The sequence below is a fragment of the Kitasatospora sp. NPDC059146 genome, from assembly GCF_042786665.1.
Taxonomy (GTDB): Bacteria; Actinomycetota; Actinomycetes; order Streptomycetales; family Streptomycetaceae; genus Kitasatospora.
Genome location: NZ_JBHZCY010000003.1, coordinates 75,267 through 93,915 on the forward strand (window position 1 = coordinate 75,267; position 18,649 = coordinate 93,915).

15 protein-coding genes and 1 riboswitch are annotated in these 18,649 nt (G+C 73.8%); of the genes, 8 read left to right on the forward strand and 7 right to left on the reverse strand.

Annotation, left to right across the window (positions count from 1 at the left end; all coding sequences use genetic code 11):
• Positions 1 to 18: 18 nt before the first annotated feature.
• Positions 19 to 2,760 (reverse strand): FtsX-like permease family protein, encoded by a 2,742-nt coding sequence (locus ACFXPX_RS02015; RefSeq protein WP_380639221.1) that lies wholly within the window; start codon positions 2,758 to 2,760, stop codon positions 19 to 21.
• A complete protein-coding gene (locus ACFXPX_RS02020; protein ID WP_380639223.1) occupies positions 2,757 to 3,551 on the reverse strand; it encodes an ABC transporter ATP-binding protein in 795 nt (264 codons plus the stop codon). The genes ACFXPX_RS02015 and ACFXPX_RS02020 overlap by 4 nt, the downstream gene beginning before the upstream one ends.
• 168 nt (positions 3,552 to 3,719) lie before the next feature.
• Positions 3,720 to 3,896: riboswitch (M-box (ykoK) riboswitch) on the forward strand.
• Positions 3,897 to 4,261: 365 nt separating this feature from the next.
• Here ACFXPX_RS02020 and ACFXPX_RS02025 point away from each other — a divergent pair.
• From ACFXPX_RS02025 to ACFXPX_RS02035, 3 genes are all read left to right on the forward strand, one after another.
• The gene (locus ACFXPX_RS02025) at positions 4,262 to 5,947 is read left to right on the forward strand and encodes an NRAMP family divalent metal transporter (RefSeq protein WP_380639225.1); all 1,686 of its coding nucleotides are present in this window, start codon (positions 4,262 to 4,264) and stop codon (positions 5,945 to 5,947) included.
• Between the two features lie 171 nt (positions 5,948 to 6,118).
• The gene (locus ACFXPX_RS02030) at positions 6,119 to 6,853 is read left to right on the forward strand and encodes an MgtC/SapB family protein (RefSeq protein WP_375883840.1); all 735 of its coding nucleotides are present in this window, start codon (positions 6,119 to 6,121) and stop codon (positions 6,851 to 6,853) included.
• A gap of 76 nt (positions 6,854 to 6,929) precedes the next feature.
• Entirely contained in the window at positions 6,930 to 7,607 is a 678-nt protein-coding gene (locus ACFXPX_RS02035) for a YoaK family protein (protein WP_380639227.1), read from the forward strand.
• A gap of 124 nt (positions 7,608 to 7,731) precedes the next feature.
• Here ACFXPX_RS02035 and ACFXPX_RS02040 read toward each other — a convergent pair whose 3' ends face one another.
• The gene (locus ACFXPX_RS02040) at positions 7,732 to 8,388 is read right to left on the reverse strand and encodes a hypothetical protein (protein WP_380639229.1); all 657 of its coding nucleotides are present in this window, start codon (positions 8,386 to 8,388) and stop codon (positions 7,732 to 7,734) included.
• Between the two features lie 390 nt (positions 8,389 to 8,778).
• Here ACFXPX_RS02040 and ACFXPX_RS02045 point away from each other — a divergent pair, with 390 nt between their 5' ends.
• Genes ACFXPX_RS02045 through ACFXPX_RS02055 form a run of 3 tightly spaced genes read left to right on the forward strand, consistent with a single transcriptional unit; the run spans position 8,779 to position 12,217 of the window.
• Entirely contained in the window at positions 8,779 to 9,303 is a 525-nt protein-coding gene (locus ACFXPX_RS02045) for a helix-turn-helix transcriptional regulator (RefSeq protein ID WP_375883847.1), read from the forward strand.
• Positions 9,300 to 9,986 (forward strand): ABC transporter ATP-binding protein, encoded by a 687-nt coding sequence (locus tag ACFXPX_RS02050; RefSeq protein WP_375883850.1) that lies wholly within the window; start codon positions 9,300 to 9,302, stop codon positions 9,984 to 9,986. The genes ACFXPX_RS02045 and ACFXPX_RS02050 overlap by 4 nt, the downstream gene beginning before the upstream one ends.
• Entirely contained in the window at positions 9,983 to 12,217 is a 2,235-nt protein-coding gene (locus tag ACFXPX_RS02055) for an FtsX-like permease family protein (RefSeq protein WP_380521443.1), read from the forward strand. The genes ACFXPX_RS02050 and ACFXPX_RS02055 overlap by 4 nt, the downstream gene beginning before the upstream one ends.
• A 66-nt stretch (positions 12,218 to 12,283) precedes the next feature.
• On the opposite strand, the gene ACFXPX_RS02060 is transcribed toward ACFXPX_RS02055, so the two are convergent.
• The gene (locus tag ACFXPX_RS02060; RefSeq protein WP_375883855.1) at positions 12,284 to 12,772 is read right to left on the reverse strand and encodes an NUDIX hydrolase; all 489 of its coding nucleotides are present in this window, start codon (positions 12,770 to 12,772) and stop codon (positions 12,284 to 12,286) included.
• An 82-nt stretch (positions 12,773 to 12,854) separates the two neighbouring features.
• Positions 12,855 to 14,339: an SDR family NAD(P)-dependent oxidoreductase gene (locus ACFXPX_RS02065; protein ID WP_375884028.1), complete on the reverse strand. Its 1,485-nt coding sequence runs from the start codon at positions 14,337 to 14,339 to the stop codon at positions 12,855 to 12,857.
• Between the two features lie 313 nt (positions 14,340 to 14,652).
• Between ACFXPX_RS02065 and ACFXPX_RS02070 the strand changes: the two genes are divergently transcribed.
• Positions 14,653 to 16,092: a GuaB1 family IMP dehydrogenase-related protein gene (locus tag ACFXPX_RS02070; protein WP_380521440.1), complete on the forward strand. Its 1,440-nt coding sequence runs from the start codon at positions 14,653 to 14,655 to the stop codon at positions 16,090 to 16,092.
• A 36-nt stretch (positions 16,093 to 16,128) separates the two neighbouring features.
• Here ACFXPX_RS02070 and ACFXPX_RS02075 read toward each other — a convergent pair whose 3' ends face one another.
• On the reverse strand, positions 16,129 to 17,034 hold the full coding sequence (locus ACFXPX_RS02075) for a DUF5995 family protein (protein WP_380639231.1): 906 nt from the start codon (positions 17,032 to 17,034) through the stop codon (positions 16,129 to 16,131).
• Positions 17,035 to 17,257: 223 nt separating this feature from the next.
• On the opposite strand from ACFXPX_RS02075, the gene ACFXPX_RS02080 reads away from it, so the two are divergent.
• Positions 17,258 to 18,100 carry a poly-gamma-glutamate hydrolase family protein gene (locus tag ACFXPX_RS02080; protein ID WP_380587924.1) on the forward strand — a complete coding sequence of 281 codons (843 nt, stop codon included), beginning with the start codon at positions 17,258 to 17,260 and terminating at the stop codon, positions 18,098 to 18,100.
• Between the two features lie 69 nt (positions 18,101 to 18,169).
• Here ACFXPX_RS02080 and ACFXPX_RS02085 read toward each other — a convergent pair whose 3' ends face one another.
• A complete protein-coding gene (locus ACFXPX_RS02085) occupies positions 18,170 to 18,556 on the reverse strand; it encodes a DUF3224 domain-containing protein (RefSeq protein WP_380639232.1) in 387 nt (128 codons plus the stop codon).
• Positions 18,557 to 18,649 lie beyond the last annotated feature (93 nt).

Below are 18,649 nucleotides of genomic sequence, written 5' to 3' on the forward strand. Positions count from 1 at the left end.
GCGAGCGAGCGGGACGGCTCAGGACAGCCGCCGCCCCAGCGGCACCTTGGAGCGGGTGAACAGCGCCGCGAGCAGCCCGGCCACCACCGGCAGCACCAGGACCACCAGCAGCAGCTCCCCCCAGGGCGCGGCGAGCAGCATCCCCTTCGAACCGAACCCGCTGGCCCGGGACTTCAACAGCCCCACCGCCGGGACGAAGCCGTTCACCGCCCCGAGCAGCGCCCCGAGCAGGGCGATCAGCGCGCACTGCAGTCCCGCCATGGTCCGGCGGATCCGCGGCGGTGCGCCGACCGCGGCCAGGGTGGCCTGGTCCTGCCGGGAGTCGGCGGCCGCGAGCCCGGTGGCGATCCCGGCCGCGCCGAGCACGACCAGCCCGGCGAAGCCGCTGAGCGCGAGGGTGAGCGCGTCGCCCTTGGGCTGGTAGCCGCGTTCGACGTCCAGCTCGGCGTAGTGGTCCAGCCGGGCGGCGGCGGCCGCGGCCCGCTGCTGCGCCTTGCGGTCGGGCGGGGTGGCCGGGCGCCAGACGGAGCCCTGGGGTGCCGAGGCGAGGCCGAGCCTGCTCAGTGCGGCGGTCGACAGCAGGCCCTGGGCGTAGCGGGCGGCGTCCGGGTTGTCGACCAGCACCGCGTCCACCGGGACCTCCTGGAGGTCGGGCTTGGGGACCTGCCCGGGCTGCAGCGGGGCGCCGCCGCCTCCGCGCAGCAGCAGTACGGCCTTGCCGTCGGCGCCGATCAGCGACCGGTCGAAGACCAGCAGCTTCCCGGCGGCCAGCGCCTGTTCGGCCGTGCGGTCCCGCACGTCGAAGAGGTTGTGCAGCAGGGTGGCGTCCCCGGTGGCGAGGTGCGGGATGGCCGCGAGGTGGCGCATCTCCACCGGGCCCTTGAGGGTGACGGTGCTGGAGCAGTTGTCGCAGAACTTGTAGACGGCCTGGCCGACGTCGGCGCGCGGGCCGAGCCCGGACAGCTGCTTCTCCACCTCGGCCGGCAGCTGGGCGGCCTGCGGGCCCTCCCGGTGGCTGATCAGCTGGACGGCGCCGTACGGGGCCTCCGGCCGGTAGTCGCGCCGGTTCTCGGCGTCGGTGCTGGTGCTGTACACCCCGATCGCGACGGCCCCGGCCACGGCGGCCATCACCGCGGCGACGGCCGGTGCGGTGCGGGAGCGGTTGCGGGCGGAGTCGCGCAGCGCCAGCCGGGGGCCGAGCGGCAGCCGCCCGGCGAACCGGCCGAACAGGGCGACCAGCAGGGGGGTGCAGGCGAGCAGTCCGAGTTCGGCGAAGACCGAGCCGAGCAGCACGGTGAGGGTGCGGGCGTCGTAGGTGCTGACCACGGGCGCGCCGTGCTGGACGGCGCCCGCGCCGTACATCGCGATCGCGCCGCCGCCGAGGAGCAGCGCCACGCCGAGCACGGTGACCAGGCGGTTGGGCGCCCGGACGGTGTCCCGGCCGGTGAGGCCGGCGGTGACGCTGCGCCGGGCGGCCTGCCAGGCCGGCAGCGCGGCCGCGAGCAGGGCGGTGATCACACCGATCCCGGCGATGGCGAGCAGGTCCACCGGGGGGAGGGCGAAGTGGCCGAAGCGGGCACCGCCGACCTCCTCGATCACCGACCGCAGCGCGGCGACCAGCCCGGTGCCGACGGTCACCCCGAGGACCGCCCCGGCCAGGCCGAGCACCAGGCCGCCGCCGAGCACCACCGCGCCGATGTGGGTGCGCCGGCCGCCCGCGGCGCCGAGCAGCGCGAGCTGGCGGCGGGAGCGGCGGGCGCCGACCGCGAAGGCGGGCCCGGCGAGCAGGGCGACCTCCAGCAGCCCCATGCCGGTGACGGTGGCGACCACGACCTTGGTGCTGTTGCCGCCGGCGGGGTCGCGGTAGACGGTGGAGTCCCGGTAGTAGGGGACGGCGCCGTACGGCGGCGGGTCGAGCGCGACGGCCCGCGCGGTGAGGGTGTAGCCGTGGGCGTTGAACGACTGGACCGTGGCCCAGTCGAGGGCGGCCCCGCCCGGGAGGTGCACCAGCCAGGAGCCGCGGTTGGTGCGGCCCTGCCCGGGGGCGGGCTGCCCGGGCTCCGCCGCGGCGGCCAGCTGGTCGAGCAACTCGCCCGGGCGGGCGATGAGTTCGACCCGCTTGAGGTCGTCCGGGTGCTCCACCAGGCCGGTGATGCGGAAGGTGGTCCGCTCCAGTCCCTGGACGGTGGTGTCGCTGCCGAGCCGGAGCCCGGAGTTGTCCAGGAAGGCCTGGGTGACGGCGACTTCGTGCGGCGCGCCGGGCGTGCGGCCCTCGACCAGGTCGGCCCGGCCGCGCCAGACCGGGTCGCCCAGGTCGGCCTCGGCGGTGAGGGTGCGGACCAGGCCCTCGGGCGAGCTCGCACCGGTCTCCGGTCCGGTCCGGACGGGGGTGAGCGCGCTGCCGGGCGGCAGCAGCGAGCCGACCAGGGCGGTCGGGTCGGTGCTCGCGCCCTTGAGCTGCTCGGGTGTGGGCTGTTGGCCGGGCCGCGGCTGGACGGCGAACGCGCCGTCCTCGGCGACCGGGGCCTGTTCGACGGCCTGGCCCGGGCTGAGCGCGGTGACCAGCGCGTCCGCGCCGCCCACCACCCGCTCGACCCGTTCGGCGGGGGACAGCTGGCCGCTGCGGTGGACCACGTCGGCGCCGGTGACGCCGAGCACGGGCAGGGCGATCATGGCCACGATCAGGGCGCTGCGCCCCTTGGCCCGCAGGGCGTCGCGCCGGGCCATCCGCAGCGCGACCTTCCACGCTCCGAACCTCATCGGGCCACCTCGCCGAAGGAGTTGGCGGTGGAGTCGTCGAGGGGCTGGGAGCGGTGGACGGCGGCCCGGCCGCTGCCGGAGCGGCGTCCGACGCTCTCGGAGGCGACCGAGCCGTCCCGCAGGTGGACCACCCGGTCGGCCCAACTGGCGTGTGAGGCCTCGTGGGTGACCATCATGGCGGCCGCCCCGGCGTCGCAGCGGGCGCGCAGTACGGCGAGCACGGCGTCGCCGGTGGCGGAGTCGAGCGCCCCGGTGGGTTCGTCGGCGAGGACGAGCCGGCGCTCGCCGATCAGGGCGCGGGCGATGGCGACGCGCTGCTGCTGTCCGCCGGACATGTCGTCGGGGAAGCGGTCGGCGAGCTCGCCGATGCCCATTTCCTCCAGGGCGGCGAGGGCCTCCCGGCGGGCGGTGCGTCCGGAGACGCCGTCGAGCTCGCGCGGCAGGGCGATGTTCTCGGCGGCGGTGAGGGCCGGGATCAGGTTGTAGTCCTGGAAGACGTAGCCGACGGAGCGCCGCCGCAGGTCGGCGAGCTTGCCCCGGCCGAGGCCGCCGAGGGTGACGCCCTCGACCAGCACCTCGCCGCCGCTGGGCAGGTCCAGCCCGCCGGCCAGGGTGAGCAGGGTCGACTTGCCCGAGCCGGAGGGCCCCATCACGGCGACGAACTCGCCGGCGTGGACGGTCAGGTCGACCTCGCGCAGGGCGTGCACCTCGGCGGCGCCGCGGCCGTGCACCCGGGAGACCCCGGCCAGCTGCAGGACGGGCGCGGGTCGGCTCGGATCGATGTGGGACATGGTTCCCCCTCGTGAGCTGTTCAGCTGCATATGTCGGTGAACTATATATGCCGGTGGAGGATGAGCAAGTCGCGGCGGATTTGGTCAAGGTTCTACAAAGCTGTCGAAGATCGGCCGAAAAGGTGACTCGGGGTCGCCGCGCCGGGTCTATGCTTTGGGAGGTTTGAAAAGGCACCTCGTTCGGTGAGGCGTCTTCACGGACACAGGCCACTGACCCGACGACGTCGAGAGACGCCCAGGTTCAGGACAGGTCTTCCCGAGTTAAGGGTTGACCCCAAGTGGCTTCCGGCCGATCCGGCTGGACACGCCGTGGAGTGCCAAAGCTCTGACGAGTTGGGGTGTACCGGTCCTCGAAGACCGGTGTGCTCCTTGCCGTGTCGTGATGCGGCGCACAGACGGTGCGCCCCCGACCGGGAGGAGGCGAGAGACATGGACTGCGATAGTCCGGGCCACAGTAGCCCCTGCCCCCGCATGCTCTCGAACACCTCCGGCACGCGGTAACAACCTTCCCTGCGCGTTCACCCGAAGCTTCGTCCTGCGCTCAACCATGCCCGGACGCAAGCCGCTTGACGCGTCGTCAGCATCATCGTGCCCGCACGGCCGCCGCCGCTCAGCGTCGCCGTACGGCGTGGATGCCGTGCGCCCGCAGGGAGGTCCGCCGCTGCGTGCCCCCTGACGCCCCCTCAAGGTAGGGGGAGGGAGGCCCCGCCATGACCAACGTGATGCTGGACCCGAAGATCCCCACGGTCCCCACCGCTCCCGCCGCCACCGCTGCGACCGCCGCCGCCAGGTCCGCCGTCCTGGACGACGCCCATGTCGGCGACATCAAGGGTGCGCTCGGCACCATCCGGCTCGACGACACCACCCCCCGCCACGGACTCTCCGCCCGGCTCAAGACCCTGCTGGCGATCGTCGGCCCCGGCCTGATCGTGATGGTCGGCGACAACGACGCGGGCGCCTTCTCCACCTACGGCCAGGCCGGCCAGAACTACGGCACCCAGCTGCTGTGGACGCTGCTCCTGCTCGTCCCGGTGCTGTACGTCAACCAGGAGATGGTGCTGCGCCTGGGCGCGGTCACCGGTGTCGGCCACGCCCGACTGATCCTGGAGCGCTTCGGCAAGTTCTGGGGCGCGTTCAGCGTCATTGACCTCTTCCTGCTCAACGCCCTCACCCTGGTCACCGAGTTCATCGGCGTCACCATGGCGGCCGGGTACCTGGGCCTGCCCAAGGTCCTCTCCGTGGTGCTGGCGGCGGCGATCATCATCGCCTCGGCCTTCACCGGCTCCTTCCAGCGCTTCGAGCGGGTCGCCATCACGCTCTGCGTCGGCTCGCTGCTGCTGGTGCCGATCTACTTCATGGTCCACCCGAAGACCTCGCAGATGGCCCACGACTTCGTGGTGCCGCAGATGCCCGGCGGCGCCGGCCAGCTCGCGGCCGTCATGATGGTCATCATCTCGATCGTCGGCACCACCGTCGCCCCCTGGCAGCTGTTCTTCCAGCAGTCGTACGTCATCGACAAGCGGATCACCCCGCGTTTCATGAAGTACGAGAAGGTCGACCTGTGGATCGGCATCGCGATCGTGATCATCGGCGCGGCCGCGCTGATCGGCCTCACGGCGGCGGCGTTCGCGGGCACCGACGGCTTCGGCCAGTTCTCCGACACGGCCGCCGTCGCCAAGGGCATCGAGGACAAGGCCGGCCACCTCGCGGGCGTGCTGTTCGCCATCGCCCTGCTGGACGCCTCGATCATCGGCGCCTTCGCCGTCTCGCTCTCCACCGCCTACGCCATCGGCGACGTCTTCGGCATCAAGCACTCGCTGCACCGCGGGGTCAAGGGCGCCAAGGGCTTCTACGCCGTGTACGCCGGACTGGTGGCCGTCGCCGCGACGATCACCCTGCTGTCCAACGGCTACACCCAGGGCCTGATCACCCAGTTCGTCCAGGTGCTGGCCGGGGTGCTGCTGCCCTCCGCCACCGTCTTCCTGCTGCTGCTCTGCAACGACAGGGCCGTGCTCGGCCCCTGGGCCAACGGGCCCCGGACCAACGCCTTCACCTCCACGGTGGTCGGCGTGCTGGTGATGCTCTCGCTGATCCTGACCGCCTCGGTGGTCTGGCCGGACATCAGCTCGGACGCGATCCTGTGGATCATGGGCGGCTGCGGCGTGATCGGGGTCCTGGTCGCGGGCTACTTCTTCACGGCCGGCCGCACCGGCACCAAGGAGGACCCGATCGACCGCACCGGCCGGGAGGACTGGCGGATGCCCCCGCTGGAGACCCTGGGCCGGCCGGTGATGTCCACCGCCCGCAAGGTCGGCATGGGCGCCCTGCGCGCCTACCTGCTGATCGCGATGGTCATGGTCATCATCAAGGTCGTCCAGACCGCGCTCAACCACTGAGCCGCCGAGCGGAGCCCGTACGGACGGGTGGCGGGCAGCGGCTCGCCACCCGTCCGTTCCTTTGCCCGCGATCCCCCGGCCCGCGTTGCCCGTGTTCCCCGTGTGCTCCGTACGGCCCGTACTACCCGTGTTGCCCCGTTTCCCCGTGAATCCTCTGGAGGAGGTGCCGTCGTGCACACCCTGACCACCGTCGAGTTCCTGGTCCGGCTCGCCACCGGCGTCGCCTGCGGCGCGCTGATCGGCATCGAGCGCCAGTGGCGGGCCCGGATGGCCGGCCTGCGGACCAACGCCCTGGTCGCCGCCGGTGCCACCCTGTTCGTCCTGTACAGCGAGGCGGTCGGCGACACCGGCAGCCCCACCCGGGTCGCCTCCTACGTGGTCTCCGGTATCGGCTTCCTCGGCGGTGGCGTGATCCTGCGCGACGGGGCCGGCGTCCGCGGCCTCAACACCGCCGCCACGCTGTGGTGTTCGGCCGCGGTCGGGGTGCTGGCGGCCTCCGGCAAGCTGGAGCTGGCCGCGCTCGGCACCTTCGCGGTGCTCGCCGTCCACCTGGTGCTGCGCCCGGCCGGCCGACTGCTCGACCGGTCCCCGCAGTCCGGCAGCGACCCGGACTCCACCACCCGGGCCACCGTCCACGTGGAGTGCGACCGCAAGTCCGAGACCCACATCCGGGCCCTGCTGCTCCAGGCCCTGACCGCCTCCGGCCTGGCCCCGACCGGCCTGCGCGCCCGCCGCACCGAGCAGGGCGACGCCACCAGCCTGCGGGCCACCGTGGCGATCACGGGCCAGGTGGCCCCGGCGCTGGAGCAGGTCGTCAGCCGGCTCTCGCTGGAGCCGGGCGTCCGGGACCTGCACTGGCACCTGGACGACGAGTCGGACGAACCGGGCAGCCCCGCGCTCGCCTGAGCACGCCTGAGCACGCCGGGGGAGCCGAGGTAGTAGAACGGAGGGACCGTCACGCGTACCCTCCGGAGGCCGTCCGATGCTGAGAGCCGACCCCGAGCACGGGCCGTTGGTGCCGATGCTGCTGGTGCTGACCCTCGTGACCGGGGTGGTGGACGCGGTCAGCTACCTGGAGCTCGGACACGTCTTCGTCGCCAACATGACCGGCAACGTGGTGTTCCTCGGCTTCGCCCTGGCCGGCGCCCCCGGCCTGTCCGCCACCGCCTCGCTGGCCGCCCTGGCCGCCTTCGTGCTCGGCGCCCTGGCGGGCGGCCACCTGGCCCGCCGCCTGCCCGGCCACCGGGGGCACCTGCTGACCGCCGCCGTCGCCGGCCAGGCGGTGCTCGTCGCCACGAGCACCGTCCTGGCGGCCGTGCTCGGCCACGGCTCCGAGCCCGCCCGTTACACCCTGATCGGGCTGCTCGCCCTCGCCATGGGCGGCCAGAACGCGGTGGTCCGCTCGCTCAAGGTCCCCGACCTCACCACCACCGTGCTCACCATGACCATCACCGCCCTCGCCGCGGACCGCACCGGCCCGCGCCGGCTCGCCTCGACGGTGTGGATGTTCGCCGGCGCCCTCCTCGGCGCCGTCCTGGTCCTGCACGCCGCCGTCCCGGTCGCCCTGGGCCTGGCGCTCGCCCTGCTGGTCGCGGTCGCCGCCCTCACCCACCACGCCGCCGGGCCCGTCCCGGCCCCGGCCTGGACGGCGCGCCGCTGAGGCCGCGGCAGCTCCCCCGGTCTGCCTGCCGCCGGACCGGTCCGGCCGTTCCCGTCCGGATCCTGCTGCCCACCTCCCCGGACGGACGGACAGACGGACGGTCGCGTTCGAGGCCGGGCCCCTTTCACTCCTCCCGGCGGTGCCCGGCGCGGCCGCTCCAGAGCGGCTCCAGCCGGGCCCACTCGGCGGTCCAGCCGGTCTCGGCCCGGCGGTTGAGCGCGCTCAGGCGCAGCCGCAGCGCGAAGGCGATCAGGGCGGACAGGGCGAGCAGTGCACCGGCGCCGGTGCAGGCCGCGGAGACGGCGAGGGCGGTGCGGTCGAGCGGCGGATCGGTGGCGTTGCCGGCCGGATCGACCCAGACCTGGACGACGCCGCCGACGGTTGGTGGGCCGGAGGCCTCGACGGTGCCGGTGTGCGGGGTGGCCCCGGGGTAGGTCCAGGCGGCCTCGACCTCGATCCGGTTGCCGTAGCCGCCGGAGAACCGGCTGGTGGGAGCCGTGCTGCGGTTGGGTTCGGCGGTCACCACGGCGTCGATCCGGTGCAGCCGGGTCAGGTCGGTGTCGGCCTGCGGGGCGGTGGCGCGGAAGAGCAGCAGTGCGCCGCCGACGGAGAGGGCGGTGGCCAGCAGCCCGCCGACGACGGTGAGCAGCCAGGCGCGGGCGCGGGACCGGTCGAGCGGGCGGGCCAACGGTTCGTGCCGGGCACCGAAGGCCCGCCGCAGCTGACGGCCGGTTCGCTGCGGGAGCGACGCCGACCTGGCCGGGCGGGGTGTGCTGGACACGCGGGATCTCCTCAAGGACGCGGGCGCGTACGGGGTTTCGTTACCCAATCTCCACCCGACCGCCCCCCTCGCACAAGACCGGGGTTCGCTCCTGGTGCCGGCCGTCCCGGTTCGACCCGATTCGCCCTGGCCGGGCCCGGTCCACCCGGGACGTTCGGCCCTCGGCAGCGACCGCCGGGCCGGGCAGGCTGGAGTCCGGCCGCGCCCTCCGTGCCTGGGTGCGGCCCCGGTCCGGTGACCGTGGGGGTGCCGGGCCGTGGTGCGGCGCAGGGGGCGGTCGTGGGGCCGCCTCCTGCCCGCCCCTGTCGAGGAGTTGACGTTCCACCAGGTCAGCGGCTTGTTCTCGCCGGATATACACTCGGTGTATATCCGGGGTGTATGGTCCTCCGCATGAGTGTTCCTTTGACCCTCCTCGGCCTGCTGGAGCGGGAGCCGAGCCACGGCTACGACCTCAAGCGCGACTACGACTCCTTCTTCGGCCGGGGCAAGCCCCTCCCGTACGGCCAGGTCTACGCGACCCTCGGCCGACTGGCCCGCGACGGCAAGGTGATGGCCGGTGAGGCCGAGCCGGGCGACGGGCCCGAGCGCAAGCGCTACGTCATCACCGAGACCGGGGCGACCGAGTTCGAGACCTGGCTCCAGGAGCCGGTCGCCCCCGAACCCACCCTGCAGTCCGTGCTGTTCACCAAGGTGGTGCTGGCCCTGCTGCTCGGCCGCGACGCCGAGCTGTACCTGGACACCCAGCGCAGCGCCCACCTGCGCCGGATGCGCGAACTCACCGAACTGCGCCGCACCGGCGCCCTGGTGGACGCCCTGCTCGCCGACCACGGCCTGTTCCACCTGGAGGCCGACCTGCGCTGGATCGACCTCACCGCCGCCCGGCTGGACGCGCTCGCCGCGGAGGTGCGCGGATGACCGCGGTCATCGAGGCCCGCGACCTCGCCCTCGCCTTCGGTGAGACGCCCGCCCTGCGCGGGGCGAGCCTGTCCGTCGGGGCCGGCGAGGTGCTCGCCGTCATGGGCCCCAGCGGCTCGGGCAAGTCGACGTTACTCCACTGCCTGGCCGGCATCCTGGTGCCCGACGCCGGCGAGGTGCTGTTCGAGGGGCAGCGCCTGGACCGCATGAACGAGGCACAGCGCAGTGCCCTGCGCCGCGACACGTTCGGCTTCGTCTTCCAGTTCGGCCAGCTGGTACCGGAGTTGACGGCCGAGGAGAACGTGGCCCTGCCGCTGCTGCTGAACGGCGTCCGCCGTGGCGCGGCGCTGGCCCAGGCCCGCCCCTGGTTCGCCCGGCTCGGCCTGGACGGCCTGGAGCAGCGCCGCTCCGGTGAGCTCTCCGGCGGCCAGGCCCAACGCGTGGCGCTGGCCCGGGGGTTGGTGGCCCGACCGCGGGTGCTGTTCGCCGACGAGCCGACCGGCGCGCTGGACTCGCTGACCGGCGAGCAGGTGATGGAACTGATGGTCGGCGCGGCCCGCGAGCAGGGCACCACCGTCATCCTGGTCACCCACGAACCGCGGGTCGCCGCCTACGCCGACCGCGAGGCGATCGTCCGCGACGGCCAGGCCCGTACGCTCTCCGCCGGGCCGGTGGCCCCGTGATCCGCTTCGCGCTCCGACTGGCCGTCAGCGGCGGCCGGGAGGCCGTGGCCCGGCTGCTGATGATCGCGGCGGCGGTGGCGATCGGGGTCGGGCTGCTGCTGTCGGTGCTCTCCAGCATCAACGCGATCGACCGCACCAACGCCCGGCAGGCCTGGATGAACACGGGTGCCAAGGGGGCGACCGCGGCGGCCCCGGCGGACCCGCTCTGGTGGCACGCGCGGATGGACTACTACCGGGGGGCGAGCGTCTTCCGGGCCGAACTCGCCCCGACCGGTCCCCACCCGCCGCTGGTGCCCGGACTGAGCCGGCTTCCCGCGCCGGGCGAGTACTACGCCTCCCCGGCGCTCGCGAAGCTGCTGCGCGAGACCCCGGCCGTCGAACTGGGCGACCGCTTCCCGGGCCGCCAGGTCGGCACCCTCGGCGAGGACGCGCTGCCCTCCCCGGACACCCTCGCGGTGGTCATCGGCCGCACCGCCGACGAGGTCCGGGCGATGCCCCGGGCCACCACCGTCACCAGCATCGCCACCACGCTGCCCACCGACTGCGAGTACGACTGCTACGGCGCGGGTGTGCACGGCGACGCACTCGTCCTGGTGCTCACCGTGGTGGCCGCCGCGCTGATCTTCCCGGTGCTGATCTTCATCGGCACCGCCACCCGGCTGTCCGCCGCCACCCGCGAGCAGCGCTACGCCGCGATGCGGCTGGTGGGGGCCACGCCGGGCCAGGTGTCGGTGATCTCGGCGGTGGAGTCCGCGGTGGCGGCGGCGGCCGGCACGGTGCTCGGGTTCGGCCTGTACTTCGCGTTGAAGCCGCTGGTGGCCGACGTGCCGTTCACCGGTGACCGGTTCTTCGCCGCCGATCTCTCCCTGAGCCTGCCGCAGGCCGTCGGTGCGGCGGTGGGTGTGCCGCTGGCGGCCGCGCTCGCCGCCCGGTTCGCCCTGCGCCGGGTCACCGTCTCGCCGCTCGGGGTCTCCCGCCGGGTCACCCCGAAGCCGCCGAGCCCGTGGCGGCTGGCACCGCTGGTGGCCGGTCTCGCCGAGCTGGGCTACTTCGTCGGCGACCATCCGAAGACCACTGACGGCCAGTCGCTGGCGTACCTGAGCGGCTTCGTCCTGGTCATGCTCGGCCTGGTGATCGCCGGTCCCTGGCTCACCATGGCGACCGCCCGGGCGGTGGCCCGGCGGACGGGTCGGCCCGCCTCGCTGATCGCGATGCGCCGTCTGTCGGACGACCCGAGGGCGGGCTTCCGCTCGGTCGCCGGCCTGGTGCTGGCGCTGTTCGTGACCACCGCGACCCTGGGCATCATGAGCACCATCAACGTGAACCGGGGCTCGCTCGACGGCGCTCCCGAGGTCCGCAAGGCGGTCGTGGCCACCCCGCTGCTCGGCCCGGAGCGATCCGCCGCGCTCCCCTCGGTGCCCGACGGGGTGCTCGCGCGGGCCCGGGCCGTCCCGGGCTTCGAGGGGATGGCACTGCTGCACGACAACCCCGCCGGGATCGGCGCGTCGCAGTACGGCCGGGAACGGATCGTGCCCGTCCTGGTCCGCTGCTCGGAACTGGCGCAGATCCCCGCCGTCGGCCACTGCGCCCCCGGGGCCGTGGTCGCGGCCGTCGACCGGAACGGCGTCCTGGACCTCCAGGCGCACCCGGAGAAGGAGTGGCCGGCGGCGCCGCTCTCCGCCGAGGAGGCCGCCGCCCTCCCGGTGTTCATCGTCTACGCGACCACCGACGACTCCCCGGCGGCCAAGGAGCAGCTGCGGACCCTGTTCACCGAGGCGTTCCCGGCGTACGTGACCAGGATGGCCGACGACTTCTCCGCCGAAGGGCAGAAGAAGCTCCAGGGCTGGCGGCAGCTGGCGAACGTGGTGCTGCTGACCACCCTGCCGGTCGCCGGGTGCAGCCTCGCGGTGAGCGTGGTCGCCGGACTGTCCGACCGCAGAAGGCCGTTCGCGATGCTCCGGCTGAGCGGCGCGCCGCTGCGGCTGCTGCGCCGGGTGGTCGGACTGGAGAGCGCGCTGCCGCTGCTGGTGGTCTCGGCGCTCGCGATCGGGACGGGCTTCGCGGCGGCGGCGATGTTCCTCAAGTCCCAGATGGACTACGCCCTGGTCTCGCCGGGCCTGACGTACTACGGACTGACCGGCTTCGGCCTGGCCGCCTCGCTGGGCATCATCGCCTCGACCCTGCCGCTGCTGCGGCGGATCACCGGACCGGAGGCCGCCCGCAACGGCTGAGCGCCGTCGGCGAGTTGACCATCCCGCCGGTGGCCCTTCTGCGCTGTTGCCCCGTCGTCCGCGCTCTCAGCGGGCGACGGGGTAGCCGTGCGTCGCGGCCCGCACCGCCGGGGCGTACCGCGGCAGCCAGCTGCCGAGCACCAGCGCGGACGGGTAGAACATCGGCTCCGGCAGCGCGTCCACCGGGAAGCGCTCCCACCCGGCGCACGCGTGCGGCTCGGTGACCACGGCCTCGGCCAGGCTCGGCGGCGCCAGCACGGCGGCGGTCAGCCGGGGCCGGCCGAGCTCGTGGTCCAGGTGTACGGCGAGCACCCGCATGTGCTCGGCCGGCAGCACGATCCCGGTCTCCTCGGCCAGTTCGCGGGCCGCGGTCCGCTCGAAGGACTCGCCCGGGTCGACCTTGCCGCCGGGCAGGCTCCAGGTCGGCGGCTCACCGGCCGTGGTGCGGCGGCCGATCAGCACCCGGCCGTCGCCGGTGGGCACGATGACCCCGGCGCCCAGCATCGGTGCGACGGGTCCGGTGGGTACGACGGGTCCGGTGGGTGCGGTGGTCAACTCGCGTCCTCCCTCGTGGTGCCTGCCGATGTCGGGCCTGCCGGTGTCGGGCCTGCCGTCGTGGTGCCCACCCGTGCGGGGCCTACCAGTTGCCGCGCTCGTAGTCCTTGAGGAAGCAGCCGTACAGGTCCTCGCCGGCCTCGCCGCGCACGATCGGGTCGTACACCCGGGCCGCGCCGTCGACCAGGTCGAGCGGGGCGTGGAAGCCCTCGTCCGCGAGGCGCATCTTGTCCGGGTGCGGCCGCTCGTCGGTGATCCAGCCGGTGTCGACGGCGGTCATCAGGATGCCGTCGGACTCGAACATCTCCTGGGCGCTGGTGCGGGTCAGCATGTTCAGCGCGGCCTTGGCCATGTTGGTGTGCGGGTGGCCGGCGCCCTTGTAGCCGCGCTGGAACACGCCCTCCATGGCGGAGACGTTGACCACGTACTTGCGGCGGGACGCGGAGGCGGCCATCGCCGGGCGCAGTCGGCTGATCAGGATGAACGGCGCGGTGGAGTTGCAGAGCTGGACCTCCAGCAGCTCGACCGGGCCCACCTCGCTGACGGTCTGCACCCAGCTGTTGGTGGGCGCGAGGTCGGGCACCAGGCCGCCGGCGTCGATCGCCGTTCCGGCCTCGATCCGGGCCGGGGTGGCGGAGCCGGTGACCAGCGCGAGCGAGGTGACGTCCTCGGCGGCCAGCCGCTGCTCGCCGCCGCCCGCCTGCTGGGGGAGGGCGGGCAGGTCGACGCTGCCGCTGTTGAAGCGGCCGATCGTGGTGGCCTGCGGCAGTGCGCCGGCGGGCAGCGGCGCGGACTCGGCGTTGACCAGCTCGCGGTAGGACTCCGGCGGGCGGCGGACGGTCTGCGCGGCGTTGTTGATCAGGATGTCCAGCGGGCCGTCGGCGGCGACCTCGTCGGCCAGGGCCATCACCTGGGCGGGGTCGCGCAGGTCGATGCCGATGATCTTGAGCCGGTGGATCCAGTCGGCGCTGTCCGGCATCGCCGTGAAGCGGCGGATCGCGTCGTTGGGGAAGCGGGTGGTGATGGTGGTGTGGGCGCCGTCGCGCAGCAGCATCAGCGCGATGTACATCCCGATCTTGGCCCGGCCGCCGGTGAGCAGCGCGCGCTTGCCGGTGAGGTCGGCCCGGGCGTCCCGGCGGGACCGGTTCAGGAGGGCGCACTTCTGGCACAGGTTGTGGTAGAACGCGTCGACCTCGACGTACCGGGTCTTGCAGGTGTAGCAGGAGCGCGGGCGCTCCAGGATGCCGGCGATCTCGGTCGTGGTGACGGTGGTCAGGCCGAAGGCGCCGGCCGTCTCGTCGTCGATCCGGGTCGGTGCGCCGGTGGCGGTGCGGGCGGTGACCTCGCGGTCGTTGGCCGTCTTGCGGGCCCGGGTCTCCTGGCGGCGGCGCTGCTTGAGCGTCCGGAATATGCCGCCGACGGCCTGGCGCACGGTGATCGCGTCCGGGTGGTCGACGTGCAGCTCGTCGAGCTCGGCGAGCACCTCCAGGCAGAGCCGCAGCCGCTCGGGGGCGAGGCCCGGACCGTAGTCGATCTCCTCCTCGCCTTGACCCTGCTCGATGTCCATCTGCTCGATGCTCACGCCCGCTGCTTTCCCGATCGCCCCGCCGTTACCGCCTGAATGCTACGGGAGTGGCCCCGGCCGGGGCGAAAGCCGGAAGCGGGAGCCCGGCCCCGCCGGGCTTTGGAGGATCGCACATGTCTACGCGCGGAGCATTGATCATGCTTTGTGTGCACACCCAGCAATGGTGTTCGAACTGGCTTTTGTCCCCACCCTCACGGAGAATCGAATGCTGGGTGCCGGGCGCCCGAGTGCGCCCCGGCGGCATCGCCGCAACCGCACCCGAGGTGTACCTTCCCCCAGCCGGAGAGCCCCCTTCATGCGCTTCCTGAACGACCTCAAGCCCTCGTACGACCTGACGTACGACGACGTCTTCATGGTCCCCAGCCGTTCCTCCGTGGGCTCCCGGCAGGCCGTCGACCTCTCCTCGAACGACGGCACCGGCACCACCATCCCGCTGGTCGTCGCCAACATGACCGCCATCGCCGGCCGCCGGATGGCCGAGACCGTCGCCCGCCGCGGCGGCCTGGTCGCCATCCCCCAGGACATCCCCACCGAGGTCATCGCCGAGGTCATCTCCTGGGTCAAGCAGCGCCACCTGGTGGTCGACACCGCGATCACCCTCGCGCCCGGCGCCACCGTCGCCGAGGCCCTCTCGCTGCTGCCCAAGCGCGCCCACGGCGCCCTCGTGGTGGTCGAGGACGGCAAGCCCGTCGGCGTGGTCACCGACTCCGACTGCCAGGGCGTCGACCGCTTCACCAGCCTCGCCGACGTGATGTCCCGCGACCTGCTGCTGCTCGACGAGGGCCTCGACCCGCGCACCGCCTTCGACAAGCTCACCGAGGCGCACCGCAAGCTCGCCCCCGTCGTCGACGGCGAGGGCAAGCTGGTCGGCCTGCTGACCCGCAGGAACGCGCTGCGCGCCACCCTGTACACCCCGGCCGTCGACGCGAACGGCAAGCTGCGGATCGCCGCCACCGTCGGCATCAACGGCGACGTCGCGGGCAAGGCCAAGGCGCTCATCGACGCCGGCGCCGACGTGCTCGTCGTCGACACCGCGCACGGCCACCAGGAGAGCATGATCAGCGCGCTGCGCGCCGTGCGCGGCCTGGACCCGCAGATCCCGATCGTGGCCGGCAACGTGGTCTCCGCCGCCGGTGTCCGCGACCTGGTCGAGGCGGGCGCGGACATCCTCAAGGTCGGTGTCGGCCCCGGCGCGATGTGCACCACCCGGATGATGACCGGCGTCGGCCGGCCGCAGTTCTCCGCCGTCCTGGAGTGCGCCGCCGAGGCCCGCCGGCTCGGCAAGCACGTCTGGGCCGACGGCGGCGTGCGCCACCCGCGCGACGTCGCCATGGCGCTGGCCGCCGGCGCCTCCAACGTGATGATCGGCTCCTGGTTCGCCGGGACCTACGAGTCCCCGGGCGACCTCCAGACCGCCGCCGACGGCCGCCAGTACAAGGAGAGCTTCGGCATGGCCTCGGCCCGCGCGGTCAGCAACCGCACCGCCCAGGACTCCTCCTACGACCGGGCCCGCAAGGCGCTGTTCGAGGAGGGCATCTCGCACTCCCGGATGTTCCTCGACCCGGCCCGCCCGGGCGTCGAGGACCTGATCGACTCGATCGTGGCCGGCGTGCGCAGCTCCTGCACCTACGCGGGCGCCAACACCCTGGAGGAGTTCCACGAGAAGGCGATCGTGGGCATCCAGAGCGCGGCCGGCTACGCCGAGGGCAAGCCGCTGCACTCCAGCTGGGCCTGATCCGGCTGCCCGGTCTCGCCCGGCTGCCCGGCCTGGTCAGCCTGCGGCGCCCGCTGGGCTGATCGGCCCGGCGGGTTCGCCGAGCCGGTTGGGCCCGTCCGCGTCCGTACCGTCGGCCGTCCGGTTCCTCGCTTCGGGGAGCCGGGCGGCCGCGGCCGTTCCGGGGCCCGCCCCGCCCTCGTGCCGCTCGGCGTCCGCTGCGAGCGCGGTGCGTCCGGCACGGTCGTGGGCGCTGCGGTCGCCGTGGTCGCCGTAATCGCCGTACGGCACCAGCGGGAGCAGCAGCGCGTGGCCGAGCAGCCCGACGGAGCCGTCCAGCATGGTGGCGAAGGCCTGGGCGGCGGTCGGGAGCCCGCGCAGTTCCCAGAGCGCCTGGACGGCGGACCAGGCCCCTTCCCGGGCGGCCTCGACCGACCAGGCGCCGAGCAGGTGGGTGAGCGGTTCGGCGCACCCGGGCAGCTCGGACCCGGGCAGCAGCTGCTCCCGGACCACCGCCTCCACCTCGGCCAGCACCCCGTTGATCCGGTGGTAGTCCTGCTCGACCCCGGCCGGTGCGCAGTCCCGGCGGCGGCACAGCTCCACCACCGCGAGCGGCAGGTCGTGCTGGATGTGGGCGTTCATCCCGGCCAGCGCGAACTGCAGCGGGTGCACGCCCGGGTGGGCGCGCAGCGCGAACAGCGGCCGCCAGCAGGCGGGCGGCTCCTGCCCGGCCGCGTCGGCGGCCACAGCCAGCAGGTACCGCCCGGCGAACAGCGCGTCCAGCTCGGCCACCGCGGGCGGGTCGGTGAAGTACCCGTCCGCGAGCCGGTCGCGGACCGCCTCCGTGACGGTGAGGTAGAGGCGGTTGAACACCGCCACCCCGTCCGCCAGGGGCAGGGCCGCCGCGATCTCCCGCAGCCGTCCGGCCACCTCCTCGACCGACGCCGGCGTGCGGGCCGCCATCGTGGCCGCCGTTGCTGCAGAGCCTGTTGCGGTACCGGGCATGTGCCACCCTCTGATGCCGATCGTGCACTGATCGCATCATCGTGACAGCGTGGAGGTAGGCCCGGTGGTCGCGGCGCGCGTCCGCGGAGCCCGTGTCACACGTTCAGGCCGCCCCCGCCGCAATCGGGTGCAGACTTGATCGTTGCTTTGCGTCGACTTTACCGATGCCCCACCTCCTGTCATGATCCCGAACGTGATCAACCGTCGTACCCTGATCGCCGCGCTCGCCGCGGCCCCGGCCCTCAGCACCCTCGGCGCCGCCGTGGGCAGCACCCCCGCGAGCGCCGCCGACCAGTACCCCTCCAACACCGCGCTGTACGCCGACCCCAGCCTGGTCGAGGGCGTCGACTACGGCCGCCGCTACCGCCGGCACCTGATCGACGACCAGAGCCCGCAGGGCCGTCCGGCCTTCATCCGGACCACCGTCGTCGCCCCGCACGGCGGCGGCATCGAGGGCGGCACCTCCGAGCTGTGCCTGGCCGTCGCCGGCTACCACCCCGCCGACCTCGCCCCGATCCCGGCCGCCGGGCCGGTCCACGACTTCTGGATGTTCGAGGGCCTGCGCCCCTCCAACAACAGCGCGCTGCACGTCACCTCGACTCACTGCGACGACACCGTGGTCCGGGCGATGTGCTCCGGCAGCCTCAACGTGCTCTCGCTGCACGGCTGCACCACCGGCCAGGCAGGTCTGGAGGCGGGTGCCCGGGCCGTGCTGGTCGGCGGGCTGAACTCCACCTTCCGCCAGTACCTGATGGAGGAGTTCGGCGCAGCGGGCATCCGCGCCGTCACCGCCTCGGGCGAGGAGGAGATCGCCGGCATCTCCCCGGAGAACATCTGCAACCGCAGCATGCTCGGCGCGGGCGCCCAGTTGGAGCTGACCACCGAGCTGCGGGTCGCGATGTTCGCCCCCGGCAAGAACACCCGGGCCGACCGGGCGGCCAACACGCTGCCCTTGTTCTGGAGCTTCGCGACGGCCGTCCGGACCGCGATCCAGCGCCTGGAGGCGACCCAGCCCATCCTCTGAGCGGACACGGGGCCGGACCGCACCGGCCCCGACCCCGACTGTCACCGGTCCGGGCCGGTGCGCCGGCCGTCAGCCCAGCTCGTAGGCCAGCACGTAGGTGTGGGCGCCGGACGCGTCGACGGCCAGCCGGAACTCGCCGGTGATCCCGGCGAGCTCGCCCGCCCCCGTGCCCGGCACCACGCGTATCGTCACACCGGTGGCATCCCAGGCCGCGTGCTGCAGCACGAACGAGCCCTTGCGTCCGTCCAGTTCGCCCGTCACGTGCTCCACCGCGACGTACGAGGCCGGCCCGCCCGAAGCGTCGCCGACGGACAGCATCCGCACCTCGCCGCGACCGCTCAGCCCACCCGTGAAGGTCTTGGCGATCCGCACCCGCCCGAACGCCGCGCCCTCGCGCTGCTCCGTCTCCACCGGCTCGAACGCCGTCACCTCGAACGACCCGCTCGCCTCGGCCATGGCACGCTCCCCTCGTCGGTCCTCACACGCCGTCGACACGCGCCGCCCGGCACGTACTCCGACCCGTACGGTCGACTTCCGGCGACCGTGTGT